At 46.6% G+C, this 24,433-nt stretch carries 16 protein-coding genes; 11 read left to right on the top strand and 5 right to left on the bottom strand.

The genetic code is table 11. From position 1 onward, the window contains the following. Positions 1-26: 26 nt before the first annotated feature. The 3 genes from K4039_RS05680 to K4039_RS05670 all read right to left on the bottom strand — a co-directional run bounded on the left by K4039_RS05680 (position 27) and on the right by K4039_RS05670 (position 5,019). On the bottom strand, positions 27-743 hold the full coding sequence (locus K4039_RS05680; RefSeq protein WP_265234164.1) for a Uma2 family endonuclease: 717 nt from the start codon (positions 741-743) through the stop codon (positions 27-29). Positions 744-906: 163 nt separating this feature from the next. After that, the gene (locus K4039_RS05675; protein WP_265234163.1) at positions 907-3,915 is read right to left on the bottom strand and encodes an EAL domain-containing protein; all 3,009 of its coding nucleotides are present in this window, start codon (positions 3,913-3,915) and stop codon (positions 907-909) included. Positions 3,916-4,185: 270 nt separating this feature from the next. After that, positions 4,186-5,019, bottom strand: a complete 834-nt coding sequence (locus K4039_RS05670) for a prohibitin family protein (protein ID WP_265234162.1) — start codon at positions 5,017-5,019, stop codon at positions 4,186-4,188. Positions 5,020-5,671: 652 nt separating this feature from the next. Here K4039_RS05670 and nfi point away from each other — a divergent pair. The 11 genes from nfi (at position 5,672) to K4039_RS05615 (ending at position 19,268) form a co-directional block, all read left to right on the top strand. Beyond that, a complete protein-coding gene (gene nfi / locus K4039_RS05665) occupies positions 5,672-6,325 on the top strand; it encodes a deoxyribonuclease V (protein WP_265234161.1) in 654 nt (217 codons plus the stop codon). 319 nt (positions 6,326-6,644) lie between these two features. Next, complete coding sequence (locus K4039_RS05660) at positions 6,645-6,878, top strand: KGG domain-containing protein (RefSeq protein WP_265234159.1); 234 nt, start codon at positions 6,645-6,647, stop codon at positions 6,876-6,878. Between the two features lie 381 nt (positions 6,879-7,259). After that, complete coding sequence (locus K4039_RS05655) at positions 7,260-7,790, top strand: FHA domain-containing protein (RefSeq protein WP_265234158.1); 531 nt, start codon at positions 7,260-7,262, stop codon at positions 7,788-7,790. A 293-nt stretch (positions 7,791-8,083) separates the two neighbouring features. Further along, a complete protein-coding gene (locus tag K4039_RS05650; RefSeq protein ID WP_265234157.1) occupies positions 8,084-10,093 on the top strand; it encodes an FHA domain-containing protein in 2,010 nt (669 codons plus the stop codon). Between the two features lie 107 nt (positions 10,094-10,200). Beyond that, a complete protein-coding gene (locus K4039_RS05645; protein ID WP_265234156.1) occupies positions 10,201-10,629 on the top strand; it encodes a hypothetical protein in 429 nt (142 codons plus the stop codon). Between the two features lie 120 nt (positions 10,630-10,749). After that, positions 10,750-11,925: a DNA cytosine methyltransferase gene (locus K4039_RS05640; RefSeq protein WP_265234155.1), complete on the top strand. Its 1,176-nt coding sequence runs from the start codon at positions 10,750-10,752 to the stop codon at positions 11,923-11,925. Positions 11,926-12,173: 248 nt separating this feature from the next. Then, the gene (gene miaB, locus K4039_RS05635; protein WP_265234154.1) at positions 12,174-13,514 is read left to right on the top strand and encodes a tRNA (N6-isopentenyl adenosine(37)-C2)-methylthiotransferase MiaB; all 1,341 of its coding nucleotides are present in this window, start codon (positions 12,174-12,176) and stop codon (positions 13,512-13,514) included. A gap of 196 nt (positions 13,515-13,710) precedes the next feature. After that, entirely contained in the window at positions 13,711-14,775 is a 1,065-nt protein-coding gene (locus K4039_RS05630; RefSeq protein ID WP_265234153.1) for a D-alanine--D-alanine ligase family protein, read from the top strand. Between the two features lie 503 nt (positions 14,776-15,278). After that, the gene (locus K4039_RS05625; protein ID WP_265234152.1) at positions 15,279-16,361 is read left to right on the top strand and encodes an AI-2E family transporter; all 1,083 of its coding nucleotides are present in this window, start codon (positions 15,279-15,281) and stop codon (positions 16,359-16,361) included. Positions 16,362-16,914: 553 nt separating this feature from the next. Next, positions 16,915-18,207 carry an HhoA/HhoB/HtrA family serine endopeptidase gene (locus tag K4039_RS05620; protein WP_375339786.1) on the top strand — a complete coding sequence of 431 codons (1,293 nt, stop codon included), beginning with the start codon at positions 16,915-16,917 and terminating at the stop codon, positions 18,205-18,207. Between the two features lie 188 nt (positions 18,208-18,395). Next, positions 18,396-19,268 (top strand): MBL fold metallo-hydrolase, encoded by an 873-nt coding sequence (locus tag K4039_RS05615; RefSeq protein ID WP_265234150.1) that lies wholly within the window; start codon positions 18,396-18,398, stop codon positions 19,266-19,268. A gap of 91 nt (positions 19,269-19,359) precedes the next feature. On the opposite strand, the gene K4039_RS05610 is transcribed toward K4039_RS05615, so the two are convergent. Beyond that, complete coding sequence (locus K4039_RS05610; RefSeq protein WP_265234149.1) at positions 19,360-21,036, bottom strand: glycoside hydrolase family 44 protein; 1,677 nt, start codon at positions 21,034-21,036, stop codon at positions 19,360-19,362. 253 nt (positions 21,037-21,289) lie between these two features. Beyond that, positions 21,290-24,223, bottom strand: coding sequence for an aminomethyl-transferring glycine dehydrogenase (gene gcvP / locus K4039_RS05605; RefSeq protein ID WP_265234148.1), 2,934 nt, complete (start codon positions 24,221-24,223; stop codon positions 21,290-21,292). Positions 24,224-24,433: the final 210 nt, after the last annotated feature.

Genomic DNA, 24,433 nt, shown 5'->3' with positions numbered 1-24,433 from the left:
TGCGATCGCGCACTTTATCCAATATCCTACACAGAATCAGGATCTACGCCTAATTCCCGCAACCTCGCCGCCAATCTTTCAGCCTTCTGCAATCGCGCTTGTTCTTCCTTAATCAACCCTTCCACCAATGGCGGACATAATATTTCATTAACTGATAATCTCAGATTGGGAAATACTACAGATACCATTTCCTCACCAGGTAAATAATTTAGTTCTGTATAAATGTCATCACCTTCGAGAAATGCCATAACTCGCACCCGCTGTCTATTTTCGGCTGGATCGACAATCACATATTCCGGCACGTTAGCTAGTTCGTACTCTCCTCGTTTAAGTACATAATCTGCCCGCCGATCTTTGCTCACCACTTCTATTACTAATAACGGTGTTTCATCAAAGTCAAGGATGCCGGAACCGGGTCTTGCTAGAGCTTGTTGCCACAAACTTTCTGTGCAGACAACTACATCGGGAATTCGCGATGTCGCATCTTCTGTTCTGACTCCTACGGAAGTTTTTACTACTACATCGAGATTGTGTTCAGCTAGGTAACGCTGCAATTTGTAAACCCAAAATTCGCAGATACTTGTGTGTAAGGCGCTAGCCGTTGCCATTGGTATTAATTTGCCTTTGTACAGTTCATATTTTACATCATCATTGCTTTGATAAACTTTGTACTCTTCAAAGGTTAATGTGGGCGAAGTATCGAACACTTTTTCTTCGACTGCTGGCACAACAGATTGAGACATATATTTTTTCCTATCTCGATAGTTTGCTATTATACTTAATTTTAATGTTAACACTCAAGGCATTTGTTAGGAAAAGATCGATCGCCCTGATCGACTATCCAACAACCGCACACCGTAATAATTTTAATATTTGTCAAGTTCCAAACTGAATATTTGCTTGAGATCACCATTTGGGCGATCGCCTCAATAGGGCCGTAGCTGCCTCACTGTTGAGAGGTCTAGAGAAAAAGTACCCCTGACCGTACTCGCAGCCGATCGCCCGCAGTTGAGCCAATTGCACGGGGGTTTCGAGACCTTCTGCGACTACCTCCATCCCCAAACTGCGCGCCAGCATGACGATCGCCCGCACGATTTCCAAATTTTCGCCCATTTCCCCGATGCGACTGACAAAAGAGCGATCGACCTTCAAAATATTAATCGGGAACCTGTGCAAATAACTCAGAGACGAATAACCAGTACCGAAATCATCAATACACAGCCCGATCCCCAACTCTCTCAACTGCAAAAGCATCGCCACCGCCGCTTCCCCATCTTCCATTACCACAGTCTCAGTAATCTCCAACTTCAAACAGCGAGCGTCAACACCCGTTTCCTGCAAAACTTGCTTAATTTGCTCGATCGACTCCGGCTCCGAAAACTGCCTCCCCGAAAGATTTACTGCCACTGTCAGCCGCGAATTTCCCACTGGCAAATTCAAACTCTGCCATTTAATAATTTGGCGGCAGCTTTCGCTCAAAACCCACAAACCCAAAGGCAGAATTAACCCAGTTTCCTCCGCCATCGCAATAAATTCCATCGGAGAAACTAAACCGCGTTCCGGGTGCAGCCAGCGCACCAGCGCCTCAAATCCGATCACTGAGCCAGTTTTCAAACAAACTATCGGCTGATAATAAACAGTAAAAGGACATTCCAATTTAGGAGGATCAAATTGCAATTTTGGATGCCCCAACTTCCAGTCGATTTCGCTGATAGGTGAATTTTCCCCCACCTGGCCACCTCCGAAATCCACGATCGAATATTTCCAATTCAGTTCATCAACCGACTCCCGCAAATCGTGTTCCAAGTGCATCAAAGCCACCGCCCGAGTGTGCATCGCACTCGTAAACACTTCGTAGCGAGCTTTACCGAGAGCTTTTGCCCGGTACATCGCAATATCAGCATCGCGCAAAATATCTCCAGGTAACTGATATTTTTCGGTACTCAAAGCAATGCCAATACTAGCAGTAATTAAAACTTTATGACCTTCCAAAAAAAGTGGTCGTTCGATCGCCTTGTGAATTTCCTTTGCTTGGGCGATGGCTTCATCAACACCTTGAATTTCCTCCAGCAAAATCACAAACTCATCTCCCCCCAGACGAGCCGCCGTATCGCCAGGGCGCAAACAAGTCAAGAGACGGCGGGCCACAGCCACCAACAGCCGATCGCCCGTGCCGTGTCCCTGGCTGTCATTAATCACCTTAAACCTGTCCAAATCCAGAAACAGCACCGCAAACTGATAGCTCGGATGCCGTTTGACGCGGGCAAAAGCTTGCTCCAACCTGTCAGTCAACAAAGCGCGGTTCGGCAACTCCGTCAGCGCGTCGTGCAAAGCATCGTGCAACAATTGGTCTTCAGCCACCTTGCGTTCAGTCACATCATGACAGTTGACCACAATTCCCCGCACCGAAGGTTCGTCGAGCAAATTCGTCGCCACCGCTTCCAACGCGCACCAGGAACCGTCCTTGTGCTGCACTCGGTATTCCGCCAATCCCATGCCAACTTTGGGCATTTGGATGATACTTTTGAACACTTGAGTCACCATCGGCAGTTCATCGGGGTGAATCAAGTCAAATACAGAGCGGCCGAGCACTTCCGCCGTCGGGTAGCCCAAAATCCGCTCTAGCGAAGGAGAGACATAGCGGCAAAAGCCTTTGTCGTCGAGAATTACAATAATGTCTCTAGCATTTTCAATCAGCGATCGAAAACGCTTCTCGCTTTTCCGCAGTTCTTGTTCCGTGCGCTTGCGATCGGTAATGTCGGTATTCATGTAAATCAGACCGACAATTTTCCCTGTCGGGTCTTTAATCGCATCGGCCCGCAGCAGCACTTGCAAAATTTCGCCGCTTTTTGTGCGGTTGGTAACTTCACCAGACCAAGAATAACCTAGGGCGATCGTGTCGAGTACCTCCGCGATGACGGCAGAGTCTGCAAAAACTGCCGGTATACCTCCAGCTAGTTTAAATTCCTCTGCGGTGTCCCATTCAAATAGCTGAGAAAACGCTGGATTTTGATAGATGTGAGTGCCCGAAACATCGCTGATGCCGATCGCGTCGCTCGAACTTTCCACCGCCTTGCGAGTCAGCACCAGAGCTTCTTCTGCCAGTTTGCGCTCGGTAATATCAATTCCTACCAGACAAGCTGAATTGCCCCGATCGTACTTTTGAGCCACAATCAAATAATGTCCCGCCGACTGTCCCCCCTCCGTTTTCACCTTAACGCTGAGTTCTTTAACCGCTTCCGTAGCGTCGCCGGCAAAAAACTCCACCAAAAAAGAGTGAAAATCCTCGCTAGCGCCCAGAAAACCGATATCTTGACCGACAAAGGCCGACGGCGGCAAACCGTGCAGTTTGGCTAAGTGCTGGTTAGCCCCCAAATAGCGCAAATCTGAGCTAATCCAAGACACTGTTCCCGGAACTGCTTCCAAAATCGTTTGCAGTTGGTCGTTAGCTTGCTGCAAAGCTTCCTGGATTTCTATGCGCTCCGACAAGTCCGACTGAACTCCTACAAAGTGAGTCAAATTACCGCTGTCGTCTCGCAGGGGAGATAGGGACAATTTGTTCCAAAAAGGAGTGCCGTCTTTGCGATAATTTTTGATTGTTGCCTGGATTTCTCGACCTTGGCGCAAGGCGTCGCGGATCTTAGCTACGGTAGCGCGATCGGTATCGGGGCCTTGCAAAAATCGGCAGTTGCGCCCCAAGACTTCATCGGCGGAGTAACCCGTAAGCAGCTCAAAGGCCCGATTGCAATAAAGTATCGGACAGCCTGGTGCGATGGCATCAGCAATGATAATACCGCTGCTAGTAGCTGCCAAAGCTCGATCGCGCAGCCACAGTGATTCTGAAGTCGTATCGCGATCGGCTACGTCCCCCACTTCACCTAAATTATAAATTGACTGGTTATTCCGATTTCCCATCAGCCAAACTTTCAACTAAACCTTGACAATTTCCGAGTTGTTTATTACTTTAACGTTTTTCAGGACTCGCGAACGTAGATTGCATCTTGGCCTTTAACTAAGCGGGATTTCTCGTTAGTTGTTAGTTGTATTTTCTGCGCTTGCTGTGCCGACAGTTACAAAAAGCACATCTTCACTTCCGCAGTGAAAAACCCTCTATTCTTATCCCCCTCAGACTCTCTCCCCCTCTCCCCTTCTCCCCGCGAGCTGGCAATCATGATCCGCAGCAGCTTATTTAGCAGGAGTTGCAGCTTGAGAACTCGGCGGCGCAATATTAATTAACGGCAAAGTTCCCCCTCCTCCCATTACTGTCGGAAACTGGCCGTTCCATTTTTCAATCGCTTGCTGCTGCAAAATTTCGGCTGTTAAAGTTTGTCGCTGCAAGCGTTGAGCTTCAGCTTTGCCTTTAGCACGGTTAATTTCAGCTTGAGCATCTTGGGTTGCTTTTTTCACTGTAAATTCTGCTTGTTTGGCTTCTTGTTCTGCTATTTGTTTGGATTCGATGGCTTTGCTAAATTCTGGAGAAAAGCCAAAATCTATTAACGAAACATCTCTGACAATGACGCCGTAAGGTTCCAAGCGCTTTTTGAGGCTGTTGTCGATTTCTGTTTTAAGTTCGGTGCGCTTAGTGATAATTTCTTCGGCGGTTTTTTTAGAAGTTGCTGCTTTGAGAACTTCGGAAATAGCCGGGTTCAGAATGCTGGCAACAATTTGTTCTTCATCTCCTACTTGTTGGAAAATTTGATTAACTTTTGCGGGGTCAACATTCCAGTTGACTGCCAAATCTGTAGTAATGCTTTGCAAATCTTTGGATGCTGCATCTGCTTTCACATCGGTTTTTTGTACCCGCACGCTGAGAGTTTTGACAGAGGTGACAATCGGTAAAATCGGGTGGATGCCTTCATCTAAAATCGTGTCTTGAACTTTGCCGAAACGCATCATGACGCCGCGTTCCCCTGCGCCGACGATGGCAAAAGGTTTGAAAATTAAGGCGGCGATGATGAAGACGATGCCACCGACGATGTAGAGAGCGAGGTTGTACCGAACACTTGGCAGGGTTTTCATATGTTAATTTACCTATGTTGTGTTACATGATGTGAGTTGTCTCTTCGCTATTATCTAATATAATAACTTTATATTAATGGTGCAACAACTCATAAATTAATTTATTTGATTCATAAAACTCATATAAATTTCCCGGTCAGATAGCCTCTAAAATGCAAAAAGCATAATATTCCCGGTAGCTTGATGTTGTGATATTAATTATGGCACTTGTACCAGGTTTAATTTATTGATGAATAAATGTTTCAATATCTTGACAACGGGAATAATTTTATATGAAAAACTGAATAGATAGCTCGATCGCTCTCCAACAAGCTATCAAAGGGCGATCGAAGCTCAAAAGCTTTTGGGAAAGCTCAAAAATCCGGCTCGAACAGGTAATTTTTGTGAATTTTTAGAGAAAAATTGGAGGTTGGCGCGGGTGAAACCGTATTGGGGTTGGTGCAAGCACCAGCGAAAAATAGAATTGCAGCCGGAGAACATCAGACTCTATTTGTAGAATCGGTCTGGGCCCGCCTTACTCAAGCCTTGCGAGTATAAAAAGAGACTCATTACACGAGTGGTGAATTTATAGCGACCAACGATCAAAATCCGAGATGAAAAATGGCAGAAAATAAGTTAAACTTAGATGAGAACGGTTGAATAAAGATATCTAATGTGGCAGCGACACCCTTGGCCCAAAACAATTGAAGAGGCGATCGCCATTCAAGAACAGCTCCGGTCAGAGGTAATTACCGAAAATCAACTTGAGACAGTTCGGTATGTCGCAGGCGTAGATGTCGGCTACGACAGTGTAGACAGCGTATCGCGGGCCGCTGTAACAGTTCTGAGCTTTCCCGACTTGCAATTACAGCAGCAGTCTGTGGTTCGCAGTCCGACAGCTTTTCCTTACTTTCCCGGTTTCCTGTCTTTTCGAGAAGTGCCGGCAGTCCTCGACGCTTTAGAAAATATCAGTTTGAGACCAGACTTGATATTGTGCGACGGTCAAGGACTAGCCCATCCCCGCAGGTTCGGTCTTGCTTGCCATTTGGGAGTTTTGACAGGAATTGCCACGATCGGAGTTGCCAAAACTAGATTCATCGGAGAACATTCAGAAGTAGGGTTAGACCGGGGCAGTTGGCAGCCCTTGCTGCACGAGGGATCAACGGTAGGTGCAGCGTTAAGGACGCAAACTGGGATAAAACCGATTTATGTATCGATCGGTCATCGGGTAAACTTGATAAAGGTGATCGAGTACGTCCTGCTCTGTGCGCCGAGATATCGCTTGCCAGAAACAACTCGATCGGCAGATCACCTAACATCGGGATAACTGGCGGGCCCGGAAGGCAGCAAAAAAAGGAAAAGTCAAAAGACAAAAAAGCATCCCTCTTTGGACTTTAAATTTTTGAAGTGTCCCCGTTAAGTCAAAAAATCCTGTGAGTCGATCGCCAATCAGCTTTCCGTTCCATCCTTCCAGCGAACCAAAGAATAACTATACCTGAGAAAGAGGTATAAAAGTTGGAAGGTTTGTAGAATGATTGAAAGACAGTAACCTGCTTAAACTTTGGCGGATCTAACTACAGTGTCCGGGCGTGAACTATTTTTAGTTCACATTTGTAAAAATTCAGAAAAACAACAAGGAGACAGTCATGGCTGAGAAAAGCAAACGCGGATTCGCATCTATGGACGCAGAAAAACAGCGCGCAATTGCTAGCAAAGGCGGCAAAGCTGCACACGCTAAAGGAACTGCCCACGAATTTACTTCGGAAGAAGCGAGAGAAGCTGGTCAAAAAGGCGGCGAAGCTGTCAGCAGAAATCGGGAACACATGGCTCAAATTGGTCGCGAAGGCGGCCGGAAAAGTCGCAAAAGCGAAGCTAATTAAGTCTGCGATCACTTCGCACAGTGGCTGAAATATCTGACACTGTGGGATTCTTAAGACGTTCTTAAGCTGTATCACGATCAAGATGTTTGTAAGCTTGTATTGCCTGCAAACATCAGTCTATCTCTTAAGAAAAGTCTATCCGATCGCAAAAAGCCCCGATTTCGGGGCTTTTTTGTTTGTAACACGAAATATTTGGTTAACGAATATAGTTCGCGATCGCACTTTTGACCTCAGAAACCGGGTTTCTTTGTAGATTTCTCGTTACCAAACCCAAAACTCGTAGAAACCAGGTTTCTGGGCCCAGGCGCATGAGTCCTGAAACTCTCTGAAGTCTTGATATAAATAAGTAAGATTTTTATATATTTCAGGAAACCATAGAACATGACAAACCAGCTCACATTAACATGGACAGAGGCTGGGGTACGTCAAACTCAGATGATTCAAAACGTACAGCCCAGCAAAAATCCGGGAACCGTGAGACTTGGGCGCGACCCAGCGAAGTGCGATATAGTATTTTCCGATTCCAGTGTATCGGGGTTGCACGTCGAAATATTTTTTAATCACGAATTGCAGCAGTATGCAGTGCGCAATTTGCGCGCCAGCAATCCGCCCCTGGTAGACGGAAAAATTCTCGCATCGGGCGAAGCAACATTGAAATCCGACAGCCGTATCCATTTAGGCAAAGTGCATATCGAGGTGGTAGAGGTGACGGAGATGCAGGTAGCTGCGCCACTGACAGTTTTGCTGCCTGCGCTTCCGGTGCAAATTTCTTCCCCAGCGACGCAGCCTTCCACCTACGGTTTGCAGTGTCCCAAATGCAGCCGCGTTTCGCCTTACGCGCAGTTGAGTGCAGGGTGTCCGTGGTGCGGCACTTCTTTGGCGGCGGCGGTGAGTGTGGTGCTGTCTCCTTGAGGGGAGAAAAAAAGGGATAATTAGACGATCGCCCGATCGACAATCAAACATCGCTAATGCTAGGATTGTGCCATTTCCCGCGACTAATTTTCGCCTACACATTGCTACATCAAAACCCAAAAAACCGATTTTTTAACTTTGATTCAGGTTTTGAACAAAGTCAAGGGATTAAAAAACCCGATTTTGTCGTTCCCGATTGCATTCAATCCAAAATCTCAAATCAAATCTCTCAAATTCAAACATCTTTTTCGGCAGAAAGCTCAAAGCCGACGGCTGATGTTTAAAAAATAATAATGAATCCTCAACCCTTGCGCCTGCGACTGACTTGGAATGATACAGCTACGGGGGATTGTCGCTCCCCGATACTCGAATTGCCCATCGCTTTGGGACGAAATTTTGAAGCTATGCCCACCACAATTAACGGGGAACGAGTTTCTCGAATTCTCCTCAAAAGCAGTCAAGTTTCTCGGTTTCACGCTGTGATTGCCACCGAAGGCGACAGTATTATAGTCACTGATACGGGCAGCCGCAACGGTACTTTTGTCAACGGCACTCGCCAAACCCGGTGCATCCTAGCAAATGGGGATATGCTGCAACTTGGGCCCTGTGCGATCGCCATTTCATTTGCTGTTAATTCCACAGAAACCCAGTCTGTCAATTCTCACATTTTTTTTAACCCGCAGACCAATGGGCTAGACCCTGCGTTGTGGCCACAAATCGTGTCGCCACTTCCTCAAACCAATAATAAGGGTAAGGGAGAATTTCCGCCGATCGCATTTTTGCACGCGAATCAAGTGACAATGCGATCGCTCCAATCGATGGGACTCCCTGTGGCAGAAGTTGATTGGGCTGCTGTTGGTGGTGGTTTGGGTAGCTTGATTTGGGTGGATTTGTTAAGAATTTGCGGTGTTAAGGTCGATCGAATTGCAGTTTTGGGCATGGAAGAGCAGCCTTACGCGCGCTACCGTCGGTTATGCTTAAATTCTCAAATTCCGCTGCACGAACGGCTGCGATCGAATTCTGATGCTTGTCCAGACAACATTTGGGGCTGGCCTCCCTATGCTTTGCGAGAAGCTTGGCAGGAATTGCTGAAAGGGCGGTTGATTGTGTCGCTAAAGTTGATGTGGCAGGTGTTTGCGGAACCGACTTTTGCCGAAACTTATACGCCGCGCGCCGGGAATGTGTTTGATTCGATTGACAGGGAAACTGCGCGTATCGGATGGAATCAGATGTTTCGCTACGGGAGAGTGCGGGGAATTCGGAAGACAGATGACGGCAGGTACGCGATCGCTTATTCTCGATCGAATGCCGATCACCGTGACCATGCTTTTTTAATCGCCAAATACGTACACTTAGCCACCGGCTATCCCGCCATTCAATTTTTGCCAGACTTGCAAGAGTATCGCGAAAAAACTCAGGATTTTGAGTCGGTTGTCAACGCTTACGAAAGCCACGACGGTGTTTACGAAAAGTTGGAAGCGAGGGGCGGCAGCGTATTGATTAGAGGGCGGGGGATTGTGGCTTCGCGGGTGGTGCAGCGGATTTATGAAGCGCGACAACGGAATACCAATATTCAAGTATTGCATTTGATGCGATCGGCCAAACCTCAAGGTAACAAATTCGATCGGGCTGAGCGACAAGTCGAAAATCACTATGAATTTCAACCTTTCAACTGGCCGAAAGCCTGCTGGGGCGGGGAGCTCCGCGTACTTTTGGAAAAAGCCAAACCCGAATTGCGCCCGCAGTTTCTATCCGACTGGGGCGGCACTACTACAGCCAATCGCAACGACTGGCGGCGTATTGTTAAAGAAGGTTTAAGTCAAGGATGGTATCAAATTACCTTCGGGGAAGTCGAGAAAGTCGATCGCGACAGTCAAAACCGCACGGTGACTTACATTGGGGAAAAGGATCTCAAGGGGCAAATTAAGTTAGAAGCTGATTTTATCATTGACGCGACGGGTTTGGACGCTAAGGTGAAAACCAGTCCCCTGTTAGAGGATTTAGTAGCCCACTACAATCTGCCCCTCAACGGTTTGGGGCGTTTGAGCGTGAACAACGATTTTGAAGTACCCGAATTGCGTAACACTTCCCCTCTTCACGGAGAAGGCCGGGTATACACAGCGGGCGCGATTACTTTGGGCGGGCCTTACGCGCCCGTAGACAGCTTTCTGGGATTGCAGTACGCCGCCCTGCGTTCCGTTGAAAGTCTGGCCGCTAATGGAGCTCCGGGTGTTGGAAAATTGAACGTTTGGCGATCGATCGTACAATGGTTAAAGTGGATTTTAAATAAATCTCCCGGTTGATTAGTTATTGGTTATTAGTTATTGGTTATTGGTTATTAGTTATTAGTTATTTCTGATCAATGCCAATGCCCAATGCCCAATGCCCAATGCCCAATTCTTAATTTATTATGACTCCCACCTTATTCGGCCGCTGGCAAACTCGGCTACTGCTATTTGCCACCGTAGGCGTTTTAGTAACGCTGCCATTTTTTATGGGTTTAATTACCTCCACATCAGGCGAAATTTTTTTCTTAATTTTAGGCTATGTAGCAATTTTTGGCATCGGCTGGGATGTCTTATATATCTACATCCAAAAGTTTCGCTGGGATCGAGATTGGCCAGGCGCGTTTCAATTGATCGCCGGGATTTGGGAAGCACTTTTTGTGTTATTTTTAATCAAAATTATCGGTTTGCCCGGAATACCTGCCCAAGATTTTGACTTGGCAGCTTTTGTTTTACATTATAGTTTGGTATGGCTGGCTATTTATCTGGCATCGCAAACACTAATGCGAATTTTATTTCCCTACTGGCGCTTCCGAGGTGGCCAGTGGTTGTAAAAATATTGTGTGATTTTTGTGATGCCTGTAGGGGCAGATTTTACAGACAATCTGTGCCTAAGACCAATAATCTCATAAACCCGCCCCGGCCAATTACCAATTACCAATTACCGATTCCCAATGCCCAATTCCCCATGCCCAATTCCCTGTATATTCTCATTTTTTTCCGGTTCAGGATTCCTTGACCTCGGTTTTGAATTAAGCGGCTTTAATGTAGCCTATGTCAATGAAATTTTCCCACCTTTCCTGCAAGCATACCGCTACTCTCGGCAGTGTCTAAATTTGCCACTACCAGAATACGGATACTGCGAAGCAGATGAAGCAGATGTCACTCAACTTGTAGCTGGAAAACCAGCTTCTCGTCTGCGGGAATTAATGCAGGATGCTCGGAAGAATCATGATATTGTGGGATTTATCGCGGGGCCGCCTTGTCCTGACTTTTCGATTGGTGGCAAAAACCGAGGTCAGGAAGGAGATAAAGGTCAACTTTCAGCTTCGTACATTGAATTGATTTGTCAGCAGCAGCCGGATTTCTTTTTGTTTGAAAATGTCAAAGGTTTGTGGAGAACCAAAAAACATAAAGCTTTTTACGACGAACTCAAGCATAAGCTGGCTGATGCGGGATATTTTTTTGTAGAAAGGTTAATAAATGCGATCGAATACGGCGTCCCGCAAGATAGAGACCGAATTATTTTGATTGGCTTCAGAAAAAATCTTGTCAAAAATCTGGGCGTTTCCTTAGATGAAACCAGCCCAATGTTACCCGAAAGTTTATTTCCTTGGGAAGGTCAAATATTATATCCCAAATCAGAAGTTTTTACTTATCCTTGGCCTGAGAGAAATGCCTTTGCAGGCGATGGTTTCTTGGGTTGTCCCGATGGAATCCCCCAAGAGTTAACGGTTGAGTTTTGGTTCCAAAAAAATGATGTTCTCAACCATCCCAATGCTGAACATTATTTTCAACCGAGAGCAGGTATTAAAAGGTTTGCTGAGGTTGATGAGGGAGACGATTCAAAAAAATCTTTTAAGCGCCTGCACCGCTGGCGTTATTCACCGACTGCTTGCTACGGAAATAACGAAGTTCACTTGCACCCTTACAAAGTTCGCAGGCTTTCTGTGGCAGAAACACTGGCTATTCAGTCGCTGCCAAAAAAGTTTGCGCTGCCGGATCAGATGACGCTGACTAATATGTTTAAAACAGTTGGGAATGGGGTTCCTTATTTGGCTTCCCAGGCTATTTCTCAAACAATTTATCAATTTTTACAGACAAATTTTAGAGACAAAATAAATAAATAAAAAAGCGCAAAAATATCTCAGAAACCCGGTTTTTTGCTAGATTTGTCGTGACCAATCGCAAAACTCATATAAACCGGGTTTCTAGCCCCCCGTAACAGTTAATCGCCTTGCCTCACACACCTACAGGTTTGTGAAATTGGTTTTGTAAATGAACTGAGAAAAAGAAAAGTTCACAAAGGGTTTAGACTTGTTATATAATGGTTGGTTAAGGTTGAAAACTTAGATTTTTTATTTCCCTGCAATTCGCCATGACCGTTAAACCCCGCCGCTATCACATTACTACTTTCGGATGCCAGATGAATAAAGCCGATTCGGAACGGATGGCTGGCATTTTGGAAAATATGGGCTTTGAGTTCTCGGAAGACCCGAACGAAGCTAGTTTGATTCTCTACAATACTTGCACAATTCGCGATAATGCTGAACAAAGAGTTTATTCTAATCTCGGAAGGCAAGCTCATCGCAAGCGCAAAGAACCCGGTTTAACTTTAGTTGTCGCTGGATGCGTGGCGCAGCAGGAAGGTGAAGCGCTATTACGCAGAGTGCCGGAATTGGACTTAGTAATGGGCCCGCAACACGCTAACCGACTTGAAGATTTGCTGGAACAAGTTTTTCAGGGAAATCAGGTTGTGGCGACTGAAGCTGTGGAGATTATGGAGGATATTACTAAGCCTCGTCGCGATAGTAAGGTGACTGCTTGGGTGAATGTGATTTATGGCTGCAATGAACGCTGCACTTATTGTGTTGTGCCGAATGTTCGCGGGGTTGAACAGTCTCGAATCCCGGAAGCTATTCGGGCTGAAATGGAGGAGTTGGGCCGTCAAGGTTATAAGGAAGTGACTTTGTTGGGGCAGAATATTGATGCTTATGGTCGCGATTTGCCTGGAACAAAACCGGATGGTAGTAATCAGCATACTTTGACGGATTTGCTCTATTTTGTTCGGGATGTTCCTGGGGTCGATCGCCTCCGTTTTGCTACTAGCCACCCGCGCTATTTTAATGAAAGGTTGATTCGTGCTTGTGCGGAATTGCCGCAGGTTTGCGAACATTTTCATGTGCCTTTTCAGTCTGGCGATAATGAGATTTTGAAGGCGATGTCTCGTGGTTATACTCAGGAGAAATATCTGCGAATTGTTGATATGATTCGCCGTTATATGCCGGATGCTTCGATTACGGCTGATGCGATTGTGGGTTTTCCGGGGGAGACGGAGGCGCAGTTTGAGAAGACTTTGAAGTTAATCGAAGATGTTGGTTTTGATTTGGTGAATACTGCGGCTTATTCGCCTCGTCCTGGTACGCCGGCTGCTTTGTGGGAAAATCAGTTGAGTGAGGATGTGAAAGCCGATCGCCTGCAACGCATAAATCATGTCGTCAGTACAACCGCTATGGAGCGCTCACAGCGCTATTTCGGGCGCATTGAGGAGGTTTTGGTGGAAGTTCAGAATCTTAAAGATCCAACTCAGGTGATGGGGCGTACTCGCGGTAATCGTCTCACATTCTTTAAGGGCGATATCGCTGAATTGGCTGGTAAAACTGTGCCGGTGAAAATTACAGATATTCGCGCTTTTAGTTTGACAGGGGAAATCCTTTAAATAGCACCGGAATGAGAGAGGGGACGGCTTACTGGTGAACTTTTCTAAGAAGATGTGATTTTTTTACCGCAGAGAGCGCAGAGGACACAGAGGAAGGGTGGAAGGGTTGAGATAAGTAGTCTTAAAGCGGTTCGTATGTGCCTTAGTTGCGCTCTCTGCGTGTATATTTGTCAAAAAGTACCGGGAGTATGGAAAAATGACGAAGATGCGGATTGGGTTACTCTTCGGCGGGCGATCGGGCGAACATGAAGTCTCGATTAGTTCGGCGCGGGCGATCGCCCGCGCCCTCGCTGCTGACGAAAATGCCTCTAAATACGAAGTTCTGCCCTTTTACATCCAAAAAGACGGCCGCTGGCTGTCGGGAACATTACCTCAACAAGTCTTAGCCACCGGAAAACCTCTGGAAATAGAGGAACCAGGACAAGGAAACGACTCTCCCCAATTTCCCAGTTTTAATGCAGTAGATGTTTGGTTCCCGGTTTTGCATGGGCCTAACGGCGAAGACGGTACGGTGCAAGGATTGCTGAAATTATTGCAAGTTCCTTTTGTCGGTTCCGGGGTTTTGGGTTCGGCGGTGGGGATGGATAAAATAGCGATGAAAATGGCTTTTGCTCACGCAGGTTTGCCGCAGGTAAAATACATCGCTGTCAATCGTTCCGAAATCTGGTCGAATCCTTGCGTTTTCCCCAAACTGTGCGACAAAATTGAAGCGGCTTTGGGCTATCCTTGCTTTGTCAAACCTGCCAATTTGGGCTCATCTGTGGGAATTTCTAAGGCTCGATCGCGCGCTGAATTAGAAGCCGCTCTCGACAGCGCCGCCAGCTACGACAGGCGGATAATTGTTGAAGCGGGTGTGGTTGCTAGAGAGTTAGAATGTGCAGTTTTAGGCAACGACAACCCCACAGCTTCAACCGTGGGAGAAATTACTTTTCAAAGCGATTTCTACGACTACAAAACTAAATATACCCAGGGACAATCCGAGTGTTCAATTCCGGCAAAAGTCAGCGGTGCGATCGTCTCGCAAATCCAAGAAATGGCTGTGCAAGCATTTTTGGCTGTAGATGCAGCAGGTTTAGCGCGAGTAGACTTTTTCTATGTTGAATCAACCGGAGAAGTTTTGATTAACGAAATTAACACTTTTCCCGGCTTTACAGCTACCAGTATGTATCCCCAAATGTGGGCAGCGGACGGCATTTCTTTCCCTGAATTAGTAGACCGTTTAATTCAATTAGCTCTCGAACGACATGGGGAAAAAGCTTGATTTTTAAGCTGCAAACCGCTGTAATCTCAACAGCAAAAAATAAGTAAACCTCTTGCAAAAATAGCTAGGACGGGCAAGATGCCCATCCCACAATTTTTTTTTTCTTGTGGAATGGGCCGGAGAGCCCGTTCCAAAATTTGATTAAAAGGACTTTTGCAAGAGGTCTAGTTATTCCGCAGGTAATATATCCATCTCAGCGGAAACGATCTAATATGGTTGTGGCAGGCACTACCTGCCAGCAGCCCTATTTCCGGTGTTTGTCGAGAAACTGGGGATTTTCAGCAGGCTGGTATAAATTAAATGCCCAATGAAATGGTTAACGGAGAACGGCGAATAGCAGCTTAACAGTTGACAGTTGACAGTTGACAGTTGACAGTGAAGTTTTTAGGTTGGGGCTTAAATCCCCAGCCTAAAAACAATCCACCTAAAGGTGGGGGCTTAAATCCCTTGTGCTTTGGTCAATCTCACATCTTGCATCTCACATTTTAACTCGGTTAACTTAGATGAAACGTTTGACTAAACTGCCGCAGTGGTGGACTTACGGATTGTTATTTCCGCTAGCGGTACTCAACTGTTGGTTAGCTCTCCTAGTATTTGAATATTTTCGCGCGCTGGTTACAGTTTTGGTAATCGCTACAGTGTTATCTTTTTTGCTAGATTATCCAGTGCGTTTTTTGCGCAAATACGGCTTGAAACGCGATCGGGCTGTGTTGGCGGTATTGTTGGTAACTTTACTGATATTGGTGGTTTTAGGTGTGACTCTGGCTCCGATTTTGCTGAACCAAATCACTGAACTGGCGACTCGATTACCGACTTGGATAGTTTCGGGTACAGAACAGATGGAAGCGTTCCACAAGTGGGCGGAAAATCGTAATCTCCGCATTGATGTTAGGGGTTTGACTACTCAATTGAGCGATCGACTTTCAACTCAATTGCAGTCTCTCACTGGCGAAATACTCAAATTTGGCTTGGGTGCGGCAGACAGTCTGGTGAATTTTCTGCTGACAATAGTCCTAACATTCTACTTGCTCTTGCATGGCGATCGCGTCTGGGAAGGCTTGTTTAAATGGTTTCCCTCCAAACAGAGCCTGCAATTGCGACAGTTGCTGGCGCGAAGCTTCCACAACTACTTCGTCGGACAAGCAACTTTGGCGGGTTTGATGGGACTGTCGATGACTGTGGCTTTTTTAATTTTGCGAGTTCCCTTCGGGCTGCTGTTCGGTTTGGGTGTCGGTGTAATGACGATGATTCCCTTCGGGGCACCTTTTAGTATTTGCATTGTCAGTTTGCTGATCACATTAAACAACTTTTGGCTGGGCGTCACCGTTTTAGTTGTCGCTACAGTAATCGAGCAAGTAATTGAAAGTGGGATTGCTCCTCGGTTATTAGGCGGTTTTATCGGCCTCAATCCCGTGTGGATTTTAGTGGCGCTGCTGGTGGGGGTTAAGGTGGCGGGAGTAGCAGGTTTGTTAGTTGCTGTGCCGATGGCTGGTTTTATTAAGAATACTGTTGATACTTTGGAAATCTCAAGGAATAAGTCGAAGGAAATTGATGCGGTTAGTTCCATTGAGTCTAGGGAGCAATAATACTATTTTAGATTAACGTTAGTAGTGAGGACGAATTTGATTGCGATCGATCGGACATGATGGGCTGATTCTATAGATTTATTGCATAAGTTTTTGATTAATAGCTCAACAGCAGATCAAGGCAGATCAAGGCAGATGTCTTTCAAGATATTTTGCGCCTTTTGCAAGAGATATTATAGACCTCTTGCAAAAATAGGTAGGAACGGGCTCTCCGGCCCGTTCCACAGAAAAAAATATTTTTGTGGCACGGGCATCTTGCCCGTGCAAAAATTTGATTAAAAGGACTTTTGCAAGAGATATTATGAAGATTTTGCCAGAAATGCGGAATATCCGGTGCTGCTAGCGTAGTTTGTATTATCGCAGGCTGCGGCAATTCGCCAGTGCTGACAAAAGCTCGATCGCGCTTACCAGCTAAAATCAATAATTTGCCTGCCACAGTCCGGTTTTTACCCCACCGTGTAGGGTAAACCCCACCAGTCAAGCACATCTCACAAATGCTTGAATTAAAATTAAAGAACCTTGAGTTCTAATTTAATTACAGTAGGTGCTAAAAATGCCAGATCATAATTATAACTCTCGCCCATTTTCTCACCAAATTAATACTATGTCAACCCCCCAAAAGTCTAATCAAACTCAACCTTCTCGCGGTTTTTCTTTGCCTAAAAAACTTGCTTTTTTATCCCTAGTTTTGCTCGCATCCACCGCAACTGTCGGCTGCAACGCCCTAACTGCTCAAGTTCCTGGAAGTTCTAACGCCATCAAAGCTGAACCTTCAAATACAGCACCAATCTCAGCATTGCCTGCAAATATACTGCCCTCTCAAGACTCTAATTTTGTTACTAAAGTTGTGCAGGAAGTCGGCCCGGCAGTGGTGCGGATCAATTCGTCTCGGACGGTAAAGAACCAAGTTCCAGATGAGATCCCGGAGCAATTCCGTCGCTTCTTCGGTTCGGAATCTCCCATTCAACCGGGAAATCGGGTAGAACGGGGATCGGGTTCGGGCTTTGTTTTTGGTTCCGACGGCCGCATTTTGACTAACGCTCACGTTGTTGATGGCGCGGATACGGTGACGGTAAAACTGAAGGATGGCCGCGAATTTGTGGGCAAAGTTTTAGGCGTAGATACAGTTACTGATGTGGCTGTTGTCAAAATTGAAGCTACCAATTTGCCTGTGGTGAGTTTGGGCAAATCTGAAGAAATACAGCCGGGAGAATGGGCGATCGCGATCGGCAATCCCCTGGGTTTGGACAATACCGTGACTGTGGGCATCATTAGCGCTACAGGCCGTTCTAGCGCCGATGTGGGCGTTCCCGACAAGCGCGTCAGCTTTATTCAAACCGATGCTGCAATCAATCCCGGCAATTCCGGCGGGCCTTTGCTGAACCAGCGCGGTCAAGTTATCGGCATGAATACGGCGATTATTCAAGGGGCCCAAGGATTGGGTTTTGCGATTCCGATCGATCGCGCCCAACAAATTGCCAACCAATTAGCAACAACCGGAAAAGCGGAACATCCTTATCTCGGCATTCGGATGTTGAGTATTACTCCCGAAGTCAAAACAGAATTCAATAAAAATCCGAACCCAAAATTGAGGCTGACTGAAGATAAAGGCGTGTTAGTTTTGGGAATTGCCAAAGATTCTCCGGCGGCACAAGCTGGAATTCGCGTTGCCGATGTGATCAAGAAAATCAACGGTGCAGAAGTCAGCGATGCTGGCAGCGTACAGCAAATTGTCGAGAAAAGTACAGTGGGCAGCGATATGCAGCTTGAGTTGAACCGCGGCGGACAACCTGTGACTGTGGCGGTGAAAGCGGGTGCTTTTCCAGCGGGCCAGAAGCAGCAGTAGAATTGGAACTTTGAGTTTCTAGTCTGCTGTGGAACGGGCAAGATGCCCGTTCCACAAGAAAAGTTGAATTCTGGTGGGCTTCGACGCCGCCCCGAAAGCTGAATTATTGTGGGGTGGGCTTCGACGCCGCCCCGATCTTTTTCTATTGTGGACTTCTCGCCCTGATTTGTGATTAAAAGGTGAAAAAAATGGCTCATATAAATTTGCGTCGCCCCGAAAATATCAGCGGTAATTTTTATGTAGACAGTAGCTGCATTGACTGCGATACTTGTCGGTGGATGGCACCAGAAGTATTTACTCAAGCCGGAGAACAGTCTGCGGTTTACCAGCAGCCAACTAATGAAACTGAAGAAATGCGATCGCTCGCGGCTCTTTTGTCCTGTCCCACAAGTTCGATCGGCACTGTTGAAAAGCCGAAAAACATCAAAGAAGCTCAGCAAAATTTGCCCGTGTTAGTAGCAGAAAATGTTTACCATTGCGGCTATCATTCCGAGAAATCCTACGGCGCGGCTAGCTATTTAATTGTCCGCCCAGAAGGCAACATTTTAGTTGATTCTCCCCGTTTTGTGCCGCCGCTAGTCAAAAACATAGAAGCAATGGGCGGCATTCGCTATCTGTATTTGACTCACCGCGACGACGTAGCAGACCATCAAAAATACCGCGACCATTTTGGGTGCGATCGCATTCTTCATGCTGACGAAATTAACGCGGATACTCGCAATGTAGAAATTCAATTATCGGGCAGCGAACCGCATCAAATAGCAGATGATTTGTTGATTATTTCCGTACCTGGTCACACGAAAGGTCACACAGTTTTACTTTATAATCATCAGTTTTTGTTTAGCGGCGATCATCTGGCTTGGTCGGACAATTTGCAGCAGCTAATTGGTTTTCGTAATGCCTGTTGGTATTCTTGGACGGAACAAATTAAATCTATGCAAAATTTGGCTAATTATGACTTTGAGTGGGTGTTGCCTGGACACGGCCGCAGGTATAATGCCGATCGAGAAACCATGCGAAATCAAATGCAACAGTGTATTGCTTGGATGGTCGATGCTTAGTAGTTTTAAACCCCTTTTATACTCGGCGGTTGAAACCGCTACTACACATACAAAGTCCGGATGGTGCGCGGACTAAGAATAAGAGGGGAGATTAAGCCTTGGGAATAGCCACCAAAGTCATAGAATTAGCCGGGTAAGTTGCCTGGAATCCAGTATCACTGACACCTAAATCGCTCTGACGGACGATCGCCCGCAAATTCGCCTCGCTGTAAGTGTAAACTTGAGCTTGGGCACCTGGGTTAAATCCTTTCAAACTCAAGTTGCTGGTCAAGTTTTTGCTGGTTTTGTTAATGATTACCAGCGTCAAAGCACCGTCACTGCTGCGATCGGCTCCGTAGATTGACAAAAGTTCTTGATCTGTGCTGTGCGATCGCACCCAGGTATCGCCATATTTGCCACCTTTCCCGTCGTAATTCATGTAAATTCGGAAGGCATAGGCCCCTGGTTCCGACGACTTCGGAGGCCCCCACAGCGTCGCTAAATCCAGTTGTTCCCGCCCAAAAATCCCTAGGATGTCGGCTTGAGTCAACGCGCCGTTTATCGACTCCAAACCGCCCCAATTGTATTCAGTAATCGCGACTTTTGTACCTGGATAATCCTGCTTTACCCACTCTCGAAACCGGGGAATAATTGTTAGGGGCGGATTGTATTTACCAATCCAACTTTCATCGGTGTAGGTGCTATCCCACAGAGAACGAGTCGATCGCAACCGGGCTGCTTGCGTCTTAGCATCGCCGGCGGGACAATTCGCGACACAGAGGTCATCGACGACAGGATAGTAGTGTTCGTCGAAATAGTCGAGAATCCGAACACCTTTTTGCTGTTCGTAAGCGCGCATTTGTTGCAAGTACCACCGCGCAAACCAGACACCGCCGTGTTTTTCCCGATCGCCCTTTACTCCCGAATCCAGATAAACAGGCCAGCCGAAATCCGAGGGGCCGAGTACCTTAGCGGTGGGATCTGTGGCTTTTACCATTGACGCATATTGGTAAGTGCGATCGCGCAATTCGTCATAACTAATCGGTTCTGGATGAACATCGCGGTGAGTGTTTCCCCAGCCGCTTGGTTCGTTATCCATTTGATAAATTTGCACGCCGCCTGATTCAGCAGTACCGTGGGTTTTAACTAAATGTTTAACCCAAGGTTTCTGGAAAGCTGGATTGCTAACAATACTAACATCAAGGCGGTTATTATTAGTAATTAAAGTGCCGTCGGGACGCTTCCCGTTGCCGCACTTATCGCCTTCGGGAAAAATGTAGGGATTTGTTTTTTCTTGCGCGCCGTATTTGGATACTCGAAAGCCGCAGTTCCAAGTGCTAAACTTATTTACATAGCCAATCATCGGGATGGTAACGATGCTTTTGCTACCGTTATTGCGGTTAGTTTTGACCATTTTGTCGCTCGAATCGCCGGGAATGGGCTTTTTATTATCGCCGCCACCTACGAAAAAAAAGTCATCGCCACTGTTGGAAGAATCGACTAACCAGTTGTAGCGGCTGGTTTGATTTCCTCCCCAACGTGCTACCGGAATTGCTAACTCTTTGGCGAGGGATGGATCAATCAAATCGTTCATACCGTAGATGTCGGGACTGATCGAATGTCGATCCGCTGTAACGTCTACAGATAAAGATACACTGTTTTGGGCGATCGCGCTTCTGAAGTAGGCGGCTGTTGCTGTCGCTGCCACAGTCGCCAAAACGCCTAATAATACTAGAATAATCCAGCGTGGTGTCTTGGAGGGCGATCGCCACAAAAATCTTGCATTCATTGGTTATTTTATTTGGGAATTTTTGGATTTTTATTAATAATTTTCCAGCGCGCTTGCGATCTCAGAAATCCGGTTTATTCGTAGATTTCTCGTGATTAAGCGTAAAATCTCATAGAAACCGGGTTTCTCGCCCCCCAGTTGAGTCTCTAACCCCCGTAAAAAAGGGACTTTGATTGCTTCCTGTGCCCCCCTTATTAAGGAGGGCTAGGGGCATCTAAGGCCTAATTTCGCACCCAAAGAGAGTTACTTAACCTTAAGTGTAAGCCTCCATTGGCAAACAAGAACAGACAAAATTGCGATCGCCAAACGCATTATCTATCCGGCCCACCGCAGGCCAGAACTTATATTCGCGAGTCCAAGCTGTCGGATAAGCAGCTTGCGCGCGAGTATAAGGACGATTCCACTCATCAACCATCAGAGATTCTGCGGTATGCGGCGCATTTTTCAAGACATTATTTTGCGCGTCCACATTACCATTTTCAATCTCCGCAATTTCGCCTCGAATCGCAATCATCGCATCGCAGAAACGGTCTAATTCCTGCTTCGATTCGCTTTCCGTCGGTTCCACCATTACTGTACCAGCAACTGGCCACGAAACCGTCGGCGCATGATAGCCATAATCCATCAACCGTTTAGCGATATCATCAACTTCGATCGCAGCAGATTTTTTGAGCGAGCGCAAATCCAGAATACACTCATGTGCTACTAAACCAGATTTCCCTTTGTACAAAACCGGGTAATACGATTCTAACCGATGCGCCATGTAATTAGCATTAAGAATTGCAACTTTTGTCGCATCAGTTAAACCGACTCCTCCCATCATCCGAATGTACATCCAAGAAATAGTCAAAATGCTAGCACTTCCCCAAGGCGCAGCCGAAACAGCACCTATAGAATTGCCATCTTTCACCCCGTTTGAATCTCCCGAAACATCAGGTAAGAAAGGCACTAAATGAGACATGACTCCAATCGGCCCCATGCCTGGCCCGCCACCACCGTGGGGAATACAGAAAGTTTTGTGCAAATTCAAGTGACAAACATCAGCACCAAAATCACCGGGGCGACACAATCCAACTTGAGCATTCATATTTGCGCCGTCCATATAAACTTGTCCGCCACAGTTGTGGACAATTTCGCAAATTTCTTTAATTTCTGACTCAAAAACGCCGTGGGTAGATGGATATGTTACCATCAAAGCAGCGAGTTCATTCTTGTGCTTATCGGCTTTCTTTTGCAAGTCGGCGACATCAATATTTCCCTGAAAATCGCACTCGACAGCGACTACTTTCATCCCCGCCATTACGGCGCTAGCTGGATTTGTGCCGTGGGCTGACTGCGGAATTAAACAGATATTGCGGTGAGATTCGCCTCGGTGTTCATGGTATTGGTGAATTACTAATAATCCCGCGTATTCGCCTTGGGAACCAGCGTTTGGCTGCAAGGAAATTCCGGCGAAACCGGTGATTTCTGCTAGCCACTGTTCTAGTTGCACGAACATCATTTGATAGCCGCGAGTTTGGTTGCGGGGTGCAAAGGGATGTATGTTACCAAATTCCGCCCAAGTTATCGGCAGCATCTCTGATGTTGCATTTAGTTTCATTGTGCAAGAACCCAAGGGAATCATCGATGTATTTAACGATAAATCCTTGGCTTCTAAACGGTGCATATAGCGCAACAGTTCAGTTTCGGAGTGGTAGCTATTGAAAACTGGATGGGTGAGATAGCTGGTTGTGCGATCGCAAAAATCAGGTAACATCATATAGGAAGTGAAAGCGTCTGCATTCAGCGGAACGCTCAGAGAATTCTCGCCGTCACCCCTGATATAATCCTTCTCCCGTGCAAAAATTTTCCACAACTCTTTGACATCTTCAGCCGTGACAGTTTCATCGAGAGTAATTCCCACGGTTGTTTCATCAAACACCCGTAGATTAATGTGGCGATTTTGAGCGGCTTGTAGAACTTCCGATAGTGGTTTATCTCCCAATTCTACCCGCAGAGTATCGAAGAAAGGTCGATCGCCAATTGCGTATCCAAAACTGGAAAGACCAGATGCTAAAATTGCAGTTAAGCTGCGTACTTGTTCAGCAATTTGTCTAAGTCCAGACGGGCCGTGATAAACAGCATACATACTCGCCATCACTGCTAGCAAAACTTGAGCAGTACAAATATTGCTAGTTGCTTTTTCGCGGCGGATATGCTGTTCGCGAGTTTGCAGGGCCAAACGTAAAGCAGATTTGCCGTTGACATCTTTAGAAACGCCGACAATTCGCCCCGGAACTTGCCGTTTAAACTCTTCTCGCGTGGCGAAGTAGGCTGCGTGAGGCCCTCCGAATCCCATCGGCACTCCGAAGCGCTGGGTGCTTCCTACGGCTATGTCTGCGCCGAATTCGCCGGGGGGTGTGAGCACGCAAAGGCTCAAAATGTCGGCGGCTACTGTGACTAATGCGCCGACTTGGTGTGCCGATCGAATAAAATCGGTATAGTCGTAAATTGCGCCGTCGGTGGCTGGGTATTGCAAGAGTGCACCGAAGATTGTACGATCGAACTCAAAGCTTTGATGATCGCCGACAATCACTTCAATTCCCAGGGGTTTAGCGCGAGTTTGCACCACTTCGATAGTTTGAGGGTGACAATCTTGGGAAACAAAAAACGCTTTTGCCTTATTTTTGCTAGCGCCGTAACTCACCGCCATCGCTTCCGCCGCCGCAGTCCCTTCATCCAGCAAGGAAGCGTTGGCAATTTCCAAACCCGTGAGCTCGATAATCATGGTTTGGAAGTTCAGCAAAGCTTCTAATCGCCCTTGGGCAATTTCGGCTTGATAGGGAGTATAGGCTGTGTACCAGCCGGGATTTTCCAGGATATTTCGTTGGATGACAGGAGGTGTGATGCAGTCGTGATATCCTGTGCCGATGTACGATCGAAATACCTGATTTTTTGCAGCAATTTCTTTCAATTCTGCCAAAGCAGCGTACTCGCTTTTGGCTGCGGGAAGCTGTAGGGGTTGAGAAATGCGAATCGCCGCTGGAATCGTTTTGTCAATCAAGTCATCAAGGCTGGAAATGCCCAAAACATCTAGCATTTGCTGGATTTCGCTGGGGGAAGGGCCTATGTGTCTTCCCGCAAAACCATCGATGGGGGAAAGGTTTTGCTGCTGGTTGGGTTCAAGTTGCGGGCTGTAAAGTACCAAGGCTGATTCTCCTGAATCGATTTCTTATTACTTTGTAACATTTCGCAAAGGAAGTTCGGCAACAGATTTTGTCACGGATTTAACGGATGTGGCGGTTCCGCAACGGATTTTGTAGCGGATTTAAGAGATGTAGAGGATTTGGGGGATTGATTTTGAGGTTTGAGGTTCGAGGGAAGAAGGAAGAGAAAAGATTTTCCCCCTCTCCCCCTC

Origin of the sequence: Lyngbya sp. CCAP 1446/10 (assembly GCF_026130175.1) — a bacterium.
Taxonomy (GTDB): Bacteria; Cyanobacteriota; Cyanobacteriia; order Cyanobacteriales; family Microcoleaceae; genus Microcoleus.
The sequence above is the reverse complement of the archived record's forward strand: the minus strand, read 5'-3'. Positions and strand labels throughout refer to the sequence as shown.